Origin of the sequence: Pseudomonas sp. 102515, assembly GCF_031085165.1 — a bacterium.
Classification (GTDB): Bacteria; Pseudomonadota; Gammaproteobacteria; order Pseudomonadales; family Pseudomonadaceae; genus Chryseomonas.
Window position 1 is genome coordinate 427,150 of sequence record NZ_JAVHTY010000003.1, and the last position, 15,262, is coordinate 442,411.

13 protein-coding genes are annotated in these 15,262 nt (G+C 63.7%); 9 read left to right on the top strand and 4 right to left on the bottom strand.

Annotated elements, in window-relative coordinates:
- Positions 1-2 precede the first annotated feature (2 nt).
- Together gmhB and RCF34_RS13340 are read left to right on the top strand one after the other, a co-directional pair.
- Positions 3-545, top strand: a complete 543-nt coding sequence (gene gmhB / locus RCF34_RS13335; protein ID WP_308708600.1) for a D-glycero-beta-D-manno-heptose 1,7-bisphosphate 7-phosphatase — start codon at positions 3-5, stop codon at positions 543-545.
- The gene (locus RCF34_RS13340) at positions 545-1,294 is read left to right on the top strand and encodes a lysophospholipid acyltransferase family protein (RefSeq protein WP_308708601.1); all 750 of its coding nucleotides are present in this window, start codon (positions 545-547) and stop codon (positions 1,292-1,294) included. Before gmhB ends, RCF34_RS13340 begins: the two co-directional genes overlap by 1 nt.
- 386 nt (positions 1,295-1,680) lie before the next feature.
- Here RCF34_RS13340 and gyrB read toward each other — a convergent pair whose 3' ends face one another.
- From gyrB to dnaA, 4 genes are read right to left on the bottom strand one after another with little or no spacing between them, the layout of a single operon-like run.
- A complete protein-coding gene (gyrB, locus tag RCF34_RS13345; protein WP_133860228.1) occupies positions 1,681-4,101 on the bottom strand; it encodes a DNA topoisomerase (ATP-hydrolyzing) subunit B in 2,421 nt (806 codons plus the stop codon).
- Positions 4,098-5,207, bottom strand: coding sequence for a DNA replication/repair protein RecF (gene recF / locus RCF34_RS13350; RefSeq protein WP_007160137.1), 1,110 nt, complete (start codon positions 5,205-5,207; stop codon positions 4,098-4,100). The genes gyrB and recF overlap by 4 nt, the downstream gene beginning before the upstream one ends.
- A 10-nt stretch (positions 5,208-5,217) precedes the next feature.
- Positions 5,218-6,321 (bottom strand): DNA polymerase III subunit beta, encoded by a 1,104-nt coding sequence (gene dnaN / locus RCF34_RS13355; protein ID WP_308708602.1) that lies wholly within the window; start codon positions 6,319-6,321, stop codon positions 5,218-5,220.
- Between the two features lie 28 nt (positions 6,322-6,349).
- Positions 6,350-7,813: a chromosomal replication initiator protein DnaA gene (gene dnaA, locus RCF34_RS13360; RefSeq protein ID WP_308708603.1), complete on the bottom strand. Its 1,464-nt coding sequence runs from the start codon at positions 7,811-7,813 to the stop codon at positions 6,350-6,352.
- 525 nt (positions 7,814-8,338) lie between these two features.
- Here dnaA and rpmH point away from each other — a divergent pair.
- From rpmH to rsmG, 7 genes are all read left to right on the top strand, one after another.
- Complete coding sequence (gene rpmH, locus RCF34_RS13365) at positions 8,339-8,473, top strand: 50S ribosomal protein L34 (RefSeq protein WP_017641476.1); 135 nt, start codon at positions 8,339-8,341, stop codon at positions 8,471-8,473.
- Positions 8,474-8,485: 12 nt separating this feature from the next.
- Entirely contained in the window at positions 8,486-8,887 is a 402-nt protein-coding gene (gene rnpA, locus RCF34_RS13370; RefSeq protein ID WP_133860591.1) for a ribonuclease P protein component, read from the top strand.
- Entirely contained in the window at positions 8,880-9,128 is a 249-nt protein-coding gene (yidD, locus tag RCF34_RS13375) for a membrane protein insertion efficiency factor YidD (RefSeq protein ID WP_183632178.1), read from the top strand. The genes rnpA and yidD overlap by 8 nt, the downstream gene beginning before the upstream one ends.
- Before the next feature lie 2 nt (positions 9,129-9,130).
- A complete protein-coding gene (yidC, locus tag RCF34_RS13380; protein ID WP_308708604.1) occupies positions 9,131-10,846 on the top strand; it encodes a membrane protein insertase YidC in 1,716 nt (571 codons plus the stop codon).
- A 63-nt stretch (positions 10,847-10,909) separates the two neighbouring features.
- Positions 10,910-12,274, top strand: a complete 1,365-nt coding sequence (gene mnmE / locus RCF34_RS13385) for a tRNA uridine-5-carboxymethylaminomethyl(34) synthesis GTPase MnmE (RefSeq protein ID WP_308708605.1) — start codon at positions 10,910-10,912, stop codon at positions 12,272-12,274.
- Positions 12,275-12,717: 443 nt separating this feature from the next.
- The gene (gene mnmG / locus RCF34_RS13390) at positions 12,718-14,610 is read left to right on the top strand and encodes a tRNA uridine-5-carboxymethylaminomethyl(34) synthesis enzyme MnmG (protein ID WP_308708606.1); all 1,893 of its coding nucleotides are present in this window, start codon (positions 12,718-12,720) and stop codon (positions 14,608-14,610) included.
- Positions 14,610-15,254, top strand: coding sequence for a 16S rRNA (guanine(527)-N(7))-methyltransferase RsmG (rsmG, locus tag RCF34_RS13395; RefSeq protein ID WP_308708607.1), 645 nt, complete (start codon positions 14,610-14,612; stop codon positions 15,252-15,254). The genes mnmG and rsmG overlap by 1 nt, the downstream gene beginning before the upstream one ends.
- Positions 15,255-15,262 lie beyond the last annotated feature (8 nt).

Sequence of the window (15,262 nt, forward strand, 5' to 3'; positions counted from 1 at the left end):
GCATGAAACTGATCGTGCTGGACCGCGACGGCGTCATCAATGTCGATTCCGATGACTACGTACGTAGCGCCGAGCAGTGGCAACCGCTGCCCGGCAGTCTCGCGGCCATCGCCCGGCTGAACCGGGCTGGTTGGCAGGTGGCCGTGGCCACCAACCAGTCCGGGCTGGCGCGCGGTTATTTCACCGAAGACGACCTGGCGGCCATGCACGAGAAACTGCAACGGCTGCTGGCGGAGGAGGGCGGTCGGGTCGACCTGATCCTGCACTGCCCTCATGGCCCGGAAGCGGGCTGTAGCTGCCGCAAGCCGCTGCCCGGACTGTTCCGCGCCATCGCCCACCACTATGGCCGTACCGACCTGAGCGGTGTCCCGGTGGTGGGCGACAGCCTGCGCGACCTGGAAGCCGGCGTGGCCCTTGGCTGCACGCCCTGTCTGGTGCGTACCGGCAAGGGCGAGCGCACCCTGGCCAAGCCTTTACCATCCGGCACCCAGGTCTTCGCCGACCTGGCCGCGGTGGCTGATCATCTGCTCGAGGAAGCGCCCTGATGCGGCTCTTGCGTACCCTGTTGTTCTATGTGCTGCTGGGTACCAGCGGCATCCTCTGGTCCTGCGTCAGCCTCCTGATCGCGCCCTTCCTGGCCTATCGCGCCCGCTATCGGCTGGTGGTCAAGGCCTGGACCGGTTTCGCCGTCTGGCTGGCCAAGGTCATCTGCGGCATCCGCTACGAGATCGACGGCCTGGAAAACGTCCCGGCGCACCCCTGCGTGATCGTGGCCAACCACCAGAGCACCTGGGAAACCTTCTTCCTGTCCGCCCAGTTCGAGCCCACTTCCCAGGTGATCAAGCGCGAATTGCTCAGGATTCCCTTCTTTGGCTGGGCCTTCTCGCTGCTCAAGCCCATCGCCATCGACCGCGACAACGGCAAGCTGGCCCTGCAGCAGCTGACCGAGCAGGGCAGCCGTTATCTCGCGCAGGGCTGCTGGGTACTGATCTTTCCCCAGGGTACCCGCATCGATTACGGCCAGATGGGCAAGTTCTCCCGCGGTGGCGCCGCCCTGGCCTGCAGCCTGAACGTACCCATCCTGCCCATCGCCCACGATGCCGGCGCCTACTGGCCCAATCGCTCCTGGATCAAGTCGCCGGGGACCATCAAGGTCAGCATCGGCCCCTTGCTCTATCCCCAGGGCCAGGATCCCCGCGCCATCGTCGATCTCAACGCCCGTTGCTTCGCCTTCATCGAGCAGGCCCTGGCCCCCAAGCCCGACGCCAGCCCGGCCAAGCGCTGCGTAGCCTGATCGCCAGGCCGCAAGGCCTGGCTGTTTCCACCTCTTTTCCTCCCTTTTCCCACAGACTTATCCACAAGCTGTGTCGAGCTTTTCGCGCTTCCGAATTTTAACCTGCTAGCGCGGATTGCCCTTCATCCACAAGTACCGACAAGCTTATTCCCAGGCTTATCCACAGGACTCTTCGTTATAGCCTGTGTCTCTATGCCGCATGGCACGGCCCCTTTGCGTATCTTTTCGGCCTTGATCAAAAGCGGCTGAGGAAAACTATCCACAAAACCTTCGGCTATAAGATGAACGGCGTTCGTTCCCAGGGAACGAAACGGCGCGACTCTCTAGCTAGAATGTTTTCCACAAAAAAGCCCCGCATGGCGGGGCTTGTGCATAACCACAGTCGATCAGACGTCGAGGTTCGACACCGCCAGGGCGTTGCTCTCGATGAAGTCGCGACGCGGCTCCACGTGATCGCCCATCAGGGTATTGAAGATCTGATCGGCAGCTACGGCATCCTCGATGGTTACCTGCAGCATGCGGCGCACGTTCGGATCCATGGTGGTTTCCCACAGCTGATCCGGATTCATCTCACCCAGGCCCTTGTAGCGCTGGATGTTGAATCTCTTGCTGGTCTCGTTCATCAGCCATTCCCAGGCTTCCTTGAAGGTGCTGACCGGGCGACGGCGTTCACCGCGCTTGGCATAGGCGCCTTCTTCCAGCAGGTTGTCCAGCTGGGCGGCCAGCTCGGTCACCAGGCGGTAATCGTTGCTGCCGAAGAAATCCCGGTTGAAGGTGACGTAGCTGGACAGGCCATGGGCGCGGGTTTCCACCTCTGGTAGCCATAGGCCTCGCTCGCGGTCCTCGCGCAAACTGACGCGGTAGGTAGTGCCAGAGCGTTCGGAGGTCTGCAGGCGTGCGCTAAGGCCTTCCAGCCACTGACGCATCGCCGCTTCATCAGCCAGCTGATCGACACCAACCCGCGGCAGATACAGCAGGTGTTCGCTGACGGCGGCCGGATACAGCCGCGACAGGCGCTTGAAGGTCTTCATCACCTGGCGATAGCTGTTCACCAGCTTCTCGAGTTCCACGCCGGACAGGCCCGGGGCATTCTCGTTGACGTGGAGGCTGGCCTCTTCCAGGGCAGTCTGGGTCAGGTATTCCTCCATCGCCTCGTCGTCCTTGATGTACTGCTCCTGCTTGCCACGCTTCACCTTGTACAGCGGCGGCTGGGCGATGTAGATGTAGCCCCGCTCGATCAGCAGCGGCATCTGGCGGAAGAAGAAGGTCAGCAGCAGGGTACGGATGTGCGAACCGTCCACATCGGCATCGGTCATGATGATGATGTTGTGGTAGCGCAGCTTGTCGATGTTGAATTCTTCGCGGCCGATGCCGCAGCCCAGCGCGGTGATCAGGGTGCCCACCTCCTGGGAGGAGAGCATCTTGTCGAAACGCGCCTTCTCGACGTTGAGGATCTTGCCCTTGAGCGGCAGGATCGCCTGGGTGCGCCGGTTGCGGCCCTGCTTGGCCGAACCACCGGCGGAGTCACCCTCCACGATGTAGAGTTCGGACAGCGCCGGATCCTTCTCCTGGCAGTCCGCCAGCTTGCCCGGCAGGCCGGCGATGTCCAGGGCGCCCTTGCGGCGGGTCATCTCCCGCGCCTTGCGCGCGGCTTCCCGGGCCCGGGCCGCGTCGATCATCTTGCCGACCACCGCCTTGGCTTCGTTGGGGTTCTCCAGCAGGAAGTCGGAGAAGTGCTTGCCCATCTCCTGTTCCACCGCGGTCTTCACCTCGGAGGAGACCAGCTTATCCTTGGTCTGGGAGGAGAACTTGGGATCCGGCACCTTGACCGAGATGATGGCGGTCAGGCCTTCACGGGCGTCATCACCGGTGGTGGCCACCTTGAACTTCTTGGCCAGGCCCTCGGCCTCGATGTAGCTGTTCAGGTTGCGCGTCAGCGCGGAGCGAAAGCCCGCCAGGTGGGTGCCGCCATCGCGCTGGGGAATATTGTTGGTGAAGCAGAGGATGTTCTCGTTGAAGCTGTCGTTCCACTGCAGCGCCACTTCCACGCCGACGCCATCGTCTTCGCGCTGCACCTGGAAGTGGAATACCTCGTTCACCGCGGTCTTGTTGGTGTTCAGGTAATCGACGAAGGCGCGCAGGCCGCCCTCGTACTTGAACAGCTCTTCCTTGCCACTGCGCTCGTCACGCAGGACGATGCCGACGCCGGAGTTGAGGAAGGACAGTTCGCGAATCCGCTTGGCCAGGATGTCCCAGCTGAACTGGATATTGTTGAAGGTCTCGGCGGACGGCTTGAAATGCACCTGGGTACCGGTGGTGTCGGTCTCGCCGATCACCGCCAGCGGCGCCTGGGGTACGCCGTGCACATAGACCTGCTCCCACAGCTGGCCGGCGCGGCGAATGGTCAGCCGCAGCTCCTCGGACAGGGCGTTCACCACCGAGACGCCCACGCCGTGCAGGCCGCCGGACACCTTGTAGGTGTTGTCGTCGAACTTACCGCCGGCGTGCAGCACGGTCATGATGACCTCAGCCGCTGAGACGCCTTCTTCCTTGTGGATGTCCACCGGGATGCCGCGGCCGTTGTCGCGCACGGTGATGGATTCATCCATGTGGATGGTGATGCTGATCTCGCTGCAGAAGCCGGCCAGGGCCTCGTCGATGGAGTTGTCCACCACCTCGAAGACCATGTGGTGCAGGCCGGTGCCGTCATCGGTGTCGCCGATGTACATGCCGGGGCGCTTGCGCACGGCATCCAGTCCCTTCAGCACCTTGATGCTGGAAGAGTCGTAGGTATTGGTCTCGCTCATGCTTGGCTCCCGCTAGTGTGGGTCTGCTTGATATGGCCGTGTTCCACGTGGAACACGCTGACCTCTGTCTCCGGCCGCCAGGCGGCCTGTAGCGTCTCGCGCTCGACACAGGTGATGAAGACTTGGCACTCCAGTGCCTCCAGCAGCCGGCACAGGGCCAGCCGGTGTCCCTCGTCCAGTTCCGAGGGCAGGTCGTCGATGAGATAGACGCACTGGCCCCGCTTGACCTGGTTGACCAACCGCCCCTGGGCGATGCGCAACGCGCACACCACCAGCTTCTGCTGGCCGCGCGACAGGATGTCCGCCGCGTTGTGGTTGCCGATGCGGATCCGCAGGTCGGCGCGCTGGGGACCGGCCTGGGTATGTCCCAGCTGCAGATCCCGCGGCAGACTGTCCGCCAGCACCTCGCGCAGATCGCGCTCGCGGTCCCAGCCGCGGTAGTAGCTCAGGGTCAGGCCATCGAGCTGGATCAGCTCGGCCAGTACCGCGGTGAATTCGGGCTTCAGACGCTGGATATAGGCCTGGCGAAAGCCATCGATCTCGGCGCTGGCCAGGGCCAGTTCCTGATCCCAGGCGGCCTGCGCCGCAGGGTCGATTTTACCACGTCTGAGCCAATGATTTCGCTGCCTGAGCGCCTTTTGCAGGCGTTGCCACAGCGGCAGAAATCGCTGTTCCTCGTGGAACACGCCCCAGTCGAGAAACTGCCGCCTGATCTTGGGGCTGCCTTCGAGCAACCGGAAGCCGTCGGGGTTGATCAGCTGCAGCGGCAGTACCTCGGCCAGCTGCGCCGCGCTGCGGGCATTCTCGCCATTGATGCGAATCTGGTAGTCACCGCCGCGCTCGCGCTGGATGCCCAGGTTGCAGTCCTGGCCACCGGGCAGCCGCACCTGGCCGAACACCGTGCAACTGGCCTGCTCGTGCTGGATGACCGGCGCCAGCTTGGTGCTGCGAAAGGAGCGGGCCAGGCCCAGCAGGTGGATGGCTTCCAGCAGGCTGGTCTTGCCGCTGCCGTTCGCGCCATGTAGCAGATTGACCCGTGGCGAGGGCTGAAGCGCGACCGCCTGCAGATTGCGCAGGCGGTCGGCATTGAAGCGGATCAGCGTCATCGAGCGGCGATCAGAGGCGCATCGGCATCACGACATAGGAGGAATCGTCGTTGCCCGCCTCCTGCAACAGCGCACTGCTGCTGGAATCGGACAAGGTGATGCGCACCTGGTCGGTGGTCATCACGCCGAGCACGTCGAGCAGGTAGCTGACGTTGAAGCCGATCTCCAGGCTGCCGCCGTCGTAGTCGACCTGCAGCTCTTCCTCGGCTTCTTCCTGCTCCGGGTTGTTGGCCTGGATCTTCATGAAGCCGTTTTCCAGCTGCAGGCGAATGCCCCGATATTTCTCGTTGGAAAGAATGGCGGTGCGGCTGAAAGCCTCGCGCAGATGCTGGCGCTCGCCCAGGACCAGCTTGTCGCCATGCCGCGGCAGGACCCGCTCGTAGTCGGGGAACTTGCCGTCCACCAGCTTGGAGGTAAAGGTGAAGTCGCCGGTGGTGGCCCGGATATGGTGCTGACCCAGGATCACATTGACCGGCTCTTCCGGTTCGGTGAGCAGGCGCGACAACTCCAGGATGCCCTTGCGCGGCACGATGACCTGATGCTTCTCGGCCTGGTCGACATCGGCCTCCAGCATGCACATGGCCAGGCGGTGACCATCGGTGGCCACGGCGCGCAGGCGGCCGGTGCTGGCTTCCAGCAGCATGCCGTTGAGGTAATAGCGTACGTCCTGCTGGGCCATGGCGAACCCGGTGCGCTCGATCAGGCGGCGCAGGCGACCCTGGGGAATGCTGAACTTCAGCGAGCCCGGGCCTTCCTCCACGGTGGGGAAGTCGTTGGCGGGCAGGGTGGACAGGGTGAAACGGCTGCGTCCGGCGCGGATCAGCAGCTTCTGCTCCTCGGTGCGGATGTCGATCAGCGCATCGGGCTGCAGGCTCTTGCAGATGTCCATCAGCTTGCGCGCCGGCACGGTGATCTCGCCGGCTTCGGCGGCTTCTTCCAGATCGACCCGGCCAACCAGCTCGACTTCCAGGTCGGTACCGGTCAGCGAGAGGCGCTGGCCTTCCACGACCAGGAGTACGTTGGACAGCACCGGCAGCGTTTGCCGACGTTCCACGACACCGGCCACCAGCTGCAGCGGTTTCAACAGGGCTTCGCGTTGAATGGTGAAATGCATGGTCAGGTCCTTGCCAGGGCCGCGTCCGTCAGGTGGTCAGGGTACGCAGCAGGTTCTTGTAATCCTCGCGGATATCCGCGTCGGATTCCCGAAGTTCGGCGATCTTGCGACAGGCGTGCAACACCGTCGTGTGATCGCGTCCGCCAAAGGCGTCGCCGATTTCCGGCAGGCTGTGGTTGGTCAATTCCTTGGACAGCGCCATGGCGACCTGCCGCGGCCGGGCGACCGAACGCGAGCGGCGTTTGGACAGCAGATCGGCGATCTTGATCTTGTAGTACTCGGCCGCGGTGCGCTGGATATTGTCGATGCTGACCAGCTTGTCCTGCAGCGCCAGGAGATCCTTGAGCGACTCACGGATCAGCTCGATGGTGATGTCCCGGCCCATGAAGTGGGCATGGGCGATCACCCGCTTGAGCGCGCCTTCCAGTTCCCGCACGTTGGAACGGATGCGCTGGGCGATGAAGAAGGCAGCGTCGTGGGGCAGGTCGACCTTGGCCTGATCGGCCTTCTTCATCAGGATCGCCACCCGCGTTTCCAGCTCTGGCGGCTCCACGGCCACGGTGAGACCCCAGCCGAAGCGCGACTTGAGCCGCTCTTCCAGGCCATCGATCTCCTTGGGATAGCGATCACTGGTGAGGATCACCTGTTGTCCACCTTCGAGCAGGGCGTTGAAGGTGTGGAAAAACTCTTCCTGCGAACGCTCCTTGCGGGCGAAGAACTGGATGTCGTCGATCAGCAGCGCATCCACCGAACGATAGAAGCGCTTGAATTCGTTGATGGCATTGAGCTGCAGCGCCTTGACCATGTCGGCGACGAAGCGCTCCGAATGCAGATAGACGATCTTGGCGTTCGGATTGCGCTTGAGCAGATGATTGCCCACCGCGTGCATCAGGTGGGTCTTGCCCAGACCCACACCCCCATAGAGGAAGAGCGGGTTGTAACCGTGCTTGGGATTGTCCGCCACCTGCCAGGCCGCCGCGCGGGCCAGCTGGTTGGACTTGCCCTCGACGAAGTTCTCGAAGGTGAAGGTGCGGTTCAGATAGCTGGTGTGCTTGAGCGCACCCTCCACCTGCACGGTACGTTCGGTCTTGACGACCGGCTCGTCGGCCAATTCCGCCGTCACGTCTTCCAGGGCGACGCCCGCGGTGACGATATCCGACTGGATCGGTTGTGGCGCCTGCACCGGTGGTGGCAACGGAGCGCTCTGGCTGCTCGGCGTCTGAACCGCGCGCGGCTTGTTGCTGCGCTTGCTGCCGATCAGCAAGGACAGCACCGGGGCGATACCGTCGTCGGCATGCTCTTCGAGCAACTCGAGGAGGCGACCCAGGTATTTCTCGTTGACCCAGTCGAGCACGAAGCGATTGGGCGCGAACACCCGCAGCTCATCCCCTTCCGCTTCCACCTGCAGTGGCCGGATCCAGGTATTGAATTGTTGCGAAGGCAACTCGTCGCGCAGCACATCCACGCAACGTTGCCAGAGTTCGACCGACACAGCGTCTCCCAAGAACTGGAGCGGCCCGGACGGGCCATGAGCAAACGCCCATTGTATCCCTCCCCACCCGGGTTATCCACATGACCGCGCAGTTCCCGGTGAATATCGGGCAAGACCGCCCGGGCTGCACGCATGACCGTCAGCGCTGTGGATAACGCCGTCTGACCTCTCTGGACATCCTAGGGTTTTTCTCTGTGGATAATCGAGCTGTGCGTAACAGCTCCCCTTATCCACAGCCTCTGGACAGCCTGACCACCCTCGCCCCACCTGTTGAAAACAGACTTTCCGTTGCTGCTCCGACCACTCTGGATCGGTGTTGCAAGGATCTATCCACAGAAATCCGCTGCACCATACATATTCACTTCAACAGTCTTTTAAAGCCTTCTGACCTGTTGATTTTATTTACGCGTTCGCCTGCCAGCCGGTGCTGGTTGGAAATTGACCTGTACCGAGGCTTTCTCTAGAATCGCCGGTCTCTTTGCGCGGGGCACTCATGCCTTGCCGCTTTCACCTAGGTAAAAGTCCATGAAACGCACCTTCCAACCCAGCACCCTGAAGCGCGCCCGTGTCCACGGTTTCCGTGCTCGTATGGCAACCAAGAACGGCCGTCAGGTTCTCGCCCGTCGCCGTGCCAAAGGCCGCAAGCGTCTGGCGATCTGATTGCCCGGTCAGGTGGTGAGTCAGGGTTTCGGTCGGGACAGGCGCTTACTGAGCTCCCAACAGTTCCAAGCGGTCTTTGACTCTCCCACCCACAAGGCATCCGGCAAGCACCTGCTGCTGCTCGCCCATGCCAATGGGCTCGACCATTCCCGCCTGGGGCTGGTCATCGGCAAGAAAAGCGTCAAGCTTTCTGTCGAGCGCAATCGCATCAAGCGGGTCATCCGGGATTCCTTCCGTCTGAATCAGGACCGCCTGGGCAGCTTCGATCTGGTCTTCGTCGCCCGCAAGGGACTTGGCGAGGTCGACAATCCCGAATTGCACGATCAGCTGCTGCAACTGTGGAAACGTCTCAATCGCCAGGCGAGCAAGACGATTGCCCACCCCATTGACAGTCCCGACGGTGCTCATGCGTAAACCGGCCCTGCTGCTGATTCGCTTCTACCGTTATGCCATCAGCCCCTTGATGGCCAGTCACTGTCGTTTCTATCCGACCTGTTCCGGTTACGCCCTCGAAGCCATCGAGCGCCACGGGCTGCTGCGTGGTGGCTGGCTGACCACACGGCGACTGTGCCGGTGCCATCCCTGGCACTCAGGCGGATACGATCCCGTTCCTCCCGCAAAGAACCCAGCCCCGACCTCTTCGATGGCCGAGTAAACATGGATATCAAGCGCCCGCTACTCATTGCCGCCTTGGCGATCGTGTCCTACACCCTGGTTTTCCAGTGGAACAAGGATTACGGCCAAGGCGATCTGCCCACGGCCAAGACGCAGACCAGCGTCCTGCCGGGCGATACCCCCAACGTGCCCACCGATGTACCGGCCGATGCCAAGGCCGCCGCCCCGGTGGACAACTCGGCCGCCCAGCCGAGCACCGCGCTCATCAAGGTGCGTACCGACGTTCTGGATGTGGCCATCGACCCCCGCGGCGGCGACATCGTCCAGCTCGGTCTGGTGCAGTATCCCCGTCGCCAGGATCATCCCGACGTTCCCTTCATGCTGTTCGACAACGGCAACGAGCGTCTCTACCTGGCCCAGAGCGGGCTGACCGGTGCCAACGGTCCCGACGCCAACAGCGCCGGTCGTCCGCTGTACACCTCGGCCCAGTCCAGCTACGTGCTCGCCGATGGCCAGCCGCAACTGGCGGTGGATCTCAAGTACCGGGCCAATGGCGTCGACTACATCAAGAGATTCACCTTCCATCGGGGCCTGAAGGTCGACTGCTCGGACGCCGAGAAGGCGCAGAAGAAGATCACCTGCATCAACCCGGACGCCTACCAGATCCAGGTCAGCTACCTGATCGACAACCAGAGCGCCAACGCCTGGAACGGCGTGCTCTATGCACAGCTCAAGCGTGACAAGAGCGGCGACCCGTCGGCCACCACCGCCACTGGCGTGTCCACCTACCTGGGCGCCGCGGTCGGTACCCCGGCCGAGCCCTACCGCAAGGTGTCCATGAGCGACATGGACAAGAACCGCCTGCAGGAAGCCGTGCAGGGTGGCTGGGTCGGTTGGCTGCAGCACTATTTCGTCACCGCCTGGGTGCCGAACAAGGACGAGCAGCACCAGATCACCACCCGCAAGGACGCCCAGGGCAACTACATCGTCGGCTTCACCGGTCCGCAGTTCAGCGTGCCGGCGGGTGGCAAGGGCGAGACCTCGCTGACCCTCTATGCCGGTCCGAAGATCCAGGAGCACCTCAAGACCCTGTCCCACGGCCTGGAACTGACCGTCGACTATGGCTTCCTGTGGTTCATCGCGCAGCCGATCTTCTGGCTGCTGCAGCATATCCACAGCATCCTGGGTAACTGGGGCTGGTCGATCATCGTCCTGACCATCATCATCAAGATGCTGTTCTTCCCGCTGTCCGCCGCCAGCTACCGCTCCATGGCCCGCATGCGCGCCGTCGGCCCGCGACTGCAGGCGCTGAAGGAACAGCATGGCGACGATCGCCAGAAGATGTCCCAGGCGATGATGGAGCTCTACCGCAAGGAGAAGATCAATCCCCTGGGTGGCTGCCTGCCCATCGTGGTGCAGATGCCGGTGTTCCTGGCGCTGTACTGGGTGCTGCTGGAAAGCGTCGAGATGCGCCAGTCGCCCTGGATGTTCTGGATCACCGACCTGTCGGCCAAGGATCCCTTCTTCATCCTGCCGATCATCATGGGCGCCACCATGCTGGTGCAGCAGATGCTCAACCCGGCACCGCCGGATCCCATGCAGGCCAAGGTCATGAAGATGATGCCGATCATCTTCACCTTCTTCTTCCTGTGGTTCCCGGCCGGTCTGGTGCTGTACTGGATCGTCAACAACTGCCTGTCGATCCTGCAGCAGTGGTACATTACCCGGAAGATCGAGGCGGCCAGCAAGAAGGCCTGACCCCGCTCACCCTGTCCACACGACGCCCCTTGATTGGGGCGTCGTGCTTTCTGGAGGATCGTCATGTCCCTGCCTTCCGACAGCATCGCCGCCATCGCCACCGCCACCGGGCGCGGCGGAGTCGGTATCGTCCGCGTCTCCGGGGCCCTGGCCGCCCCTCTGGCGCGGGCGATCTGCGGCCGCGAGCTGCCCCCGCGACATGCCTACTACGGTAACTTCCTCGCTGCCGACGGCAGCGTGCTGGACGCCGGCATCGCCCTGTTCTTCCCCGGCCCCAACTCCTTCACCGGCGAAGATGTGCTGGAACTCCAGGGCCATGGCGGCCCGGTGATCCTCGACCTGCTCCTGCGCCGCACCCTGGAAGAGGGCGCGCGCCTGGCCCGCCCGGGCGAGTTCAGCGAACGCGCCTTCCTCAACGACAAGCTCGACCTGGCCCAGGCCGAGGCCATCGCCGACCTCATCGAGGCCAGCACCGAACAGGCGGCGCGCAATGCCCTGCGCTCGCTGCAGGGCGAATTCTCCCGCCGCGTGGAAAGCCTGGTCGAGCAACTCATCCAGCTGCGTATCTACGTCGAGGCCGCCATCGACTTTCCCGAGGAAGAGATCGACTTCCTCGCCGACGGCCGGGTACAGGGCCTGCTGGAGGGCGTCCAGGCCGAATTGCAGGAGGTCCGCCGCGAAGCCAACCGCGGTGCCCTGTTGCGTGACGGCATGACCGTGGTGATCGCCGGCCGCCCCAATGCCGGCAAGTCCAGCCTGCTCAATGCCCTGGCCGGCCGCGAAGCCGCCATCGTCACCGACATCGCCGGCACCACCCGCGATGTCCTGCGTGAACATATCCACCTCGATGGCATGCCGCTGCACGTGGTCGATACGGCCGGTCTGCGCGACACCGATGACCGCGTGGAACAGATCGGCGTCCAGCGTGCCCTGGACGCCATCGCCGGAGCCGATCGAGTGCTACTGGTGGTGGACGCCAGCGCACCGGAAGCCCGCGATCCCCAGGCGCTCTGGCCAGAACTGCTGAGCGCCAGGCCGCCGCTGGACAAGTTGACGGTGATCCGCAACAAGGCCGACCTCACCGGTGAGCCCATCGGGCTGCTGGCGTCGACGGCGCCGGTGGAGATCGCCTTGAGCGCCACCGATGGCGGTGGGGTCGAGGCCCTGCGCGAGCACCTCAAGGCCTGCATGGGCTTCGAACAGACCACCGAAGGCGGCTTCAGCGCCCGCCGCCGCCATCTGGATGCGCTGCAGCGGGCGTCCAGCGCCCTGGACCACGGCTATCGCCAGCTCACCCTGGCCGGCTCCGGCGAACTCCTGGCCGAAGACCTGCGCCAGGCCCAGCAGGTGCTCGGCGAGATCACCGGCGCCTTCAGCTCCGACGATCTGCTCGGCCGCATCTTCTCCAGCTTCTGCATCGGCAAGTAACTTCCTCTCTGCTATATCGGGCCTGTGCAATGCAGGCCTTGTCTGTCCTCACTTCCCCCTTCCAGAGCCCTGTTGATAAACCCGCCTGAGGTCTGCCCATAAATCGGTGCACGAACTGTCCATGACCAGGGCTGTGGATAAGCAGGCAAAGGATCCACAGGATGCTGAGAGCTTGTGTTCATCCACAGCACAGGGCGTGCACGGGGTTCAGGTTTTCCCCAGCCCAGGGCTGCCAAGGGGTGGATAAGCTTATCCACAGCGAAGGGCCTGCATATACATAAGCTCTATATCAATCCTTTTAAAACTTTCTTCTCTATTGTTTATATTGAGCGTCTACCACGGTGCCTGGTCATTTTTTGGCCAGGGCCCTTCTGCAAGACTGGCCTAGGCCTTATACTTGCCGGCTTTCCTTCGAATTCCTGCCAACAGGCACGAGGTGCGTGGTGGACTTTCCTTCCCGTTTCGACGTCATCGTGATCGGTGGCGGCCATGCCGGTACCGAAGCGGCCCTGGCGGCCGCTCGCATGGGTGTGCGCACCCTGCTGCTCACGCATAATGTGGAAACTCTCGGCCAGATGAGCTGCAATCCCGCCATCGGCGGCATCGGCAAGAGCCATCTGGTCAAGGAGATCGATGCCCTGGGCGGCGCCATGGCCGCGGCAACGGATCTCGCCGGCATCCAGTTCCGCATTCTCAACAGCCGCAAGGGACCTGCCGTCCGCGCCACTCGCGCCCAGGCCGATCGCGTGCTGTACAAGGCGGCTATCCGCCACGTCCTGGAAAATCAGCCCAACCTGTGGATATTCCAGCAGGCCTGTGACGACCTCATCGTCAAAGGCGATCGGGTCGCCGGCGTGATCACCCAGATGGGCCTGAAATTCCATGCCGACAACGTGGTGCTGACTGCCGGGACCTTCCTCGGTGGTCTTATCCACATCGGCATGCAGAATCACAGCGGTGGACGAGCGGGAGATCCGCCGGCCATCGCCCTGGCCCAGCGCCTGCGGGAACTGCCGCTGCGGGTCTCCCGCCTGAAGACCGGCACGCCGCCACGTATCGACGGCCGCTCGGTGGACTTCTCGGTGATGACCGAGCAGCCCGGGGATACTCCGCTGCCGGTGATGTCCTTTCTCGGCAGTCGCGAGCAGCATCCGGCGCAGGTCAGCTGCTGGATCACCCACACCAACGCCCGCACCCACGACATCATCCGCGCCAACCTGGATCGTTCGCCCATGTACTCGGGCGTGATCGAAGGGGTAGGGCCGCGCTACTGTCCGTCCATCGAAGACAAGATCCACCGCTTCGCCGACAAGGACAGCCATCAGGTCTTTCTCGAACCCGAGGGCCTGACCACCCACGAGCTCTATCCCAACGGCATCTCCACCTCGCTGCCCTTCGATGTGCAGCTCGAGGTGGTGCGCTCCATGCGCGGCCTGGAGAACGCCCACATCCTGCGACCCGGCTACGCCATCGAATACGATTTCTTCGATCCGCGGGATCTCAAGTACAGCCTGGAAACCAAGGTCATCGCCGGCCTGTTCTTCGCCGGCCAGATCAATGGCACCACCGGTTACGAGGAAGCCGGCGCCCAGGGTCTGCTCGCCGGTGCCAATGCCGCGCTGCGCGCCCAGGGCCGTGAGGCCTGGTGTCCGCGCCGCGACGAGGCCTACCTCGGCGTGCTGGTGGACGACCTCATCACCCTGGGCACCCAGGAGCCCTATCGGATGTTCACCTCGCGCGCCGAGTACCGGCTGATCCTGCGCGAAGACAACGCCGACCTGCGCCTGACCGAGAAGGGTCGCGAGCTGGGCCTGGTGGACGACCAGCGCTGGGCGCTGTTCGAAGCCAAGCGCGAGGGCATCGCGCTGGAAGAGCAGCGCCTCAAGGCGACCTGGATCCGTCCGGGTACGCCCCAGGGCACGGCGGTGGCCGAGCGCTTCGGCACCCCGCTCAACCACGAATACAACCTGCAGAATCTGCTGACCCGCCCGGAGATCGACTATGCCGGCCTGATGGCCGCGGTGGGCGAGGCGCCGGCCGAGACCCAGGTCGCCGAGCAGATCGAGATCAAGACCAAGTACGCCGGCTACATCGATCGCCAGCAGGACGAGATCCAGCGGCTGCGCGCCAGCGATGCCGTGGCACTGCCGGCGGAGCTCGACTACGCCAGCATCTGCGGCCTGTCCAAGGAGATCCAGCACAAGCTGGCCCTGGCTCGTCCCGAAACCCTCGGTCAGGCCTCGCGCATTCCTGGCGTCACCCCGGCGGCGGTCTCGCTGCTGCTGATCCACCTCAAGAAACGCAGCGCCGGTCGCAGCCTGGAGCACAGCGCCTGATGGCCAGCGCGATCCAAGCCAACGAACTGCGCCAGGGTGCCGATACCCTGGGCGTGGCGCTGTCCGCCGCCGTGGAAGAGCGGTTGCTGGGCTACCTGGACCTGCTGGTCAAGTGGAACAAGGCCTACAACCTCACCGCGGTGCGCGACCCCAACGAGATGGTCTCGCGGCACCTGCTGGACAGCCTCAGCATCGTCCCCTACGTGGGCGCCGGGCACTGGCTGGACGTGGGCAGTGGCGGCGGCATGCCGGGCATTCCCCTGGCGATCCTCTTTCCGGAGTCGCGCTTCACCCTGCTCGACAGCAACGGCAAGAAGACCCGCTTCCTGACCCAGGCCAAGATCGAACTGGGCCTGGCCAATCTCGAGGTGGTCCATGCCCGTGTCGAGGCCTTCCAGCCTACCGCGCCCTTCACCGGCATCGTCTCGCGGGCGTTCAGCGCCATCGACGACTTCGCCACCTGGACGCGCCACCTGGGCGACAACCAAACACAGTGGCTGGCGATGAAGGGGCTGCACCCCGACGACGAGCTGGCCAAGCTACCAGCGGATTTCCGGGTTGCGGCAGCGCACGTCCTCGCGGTTCCCGGTTGCCAAGGCCAGCGGCACTTGCTGATACTGCGCCGCACGATTGGAGAGGGGTAAGGCGGTAC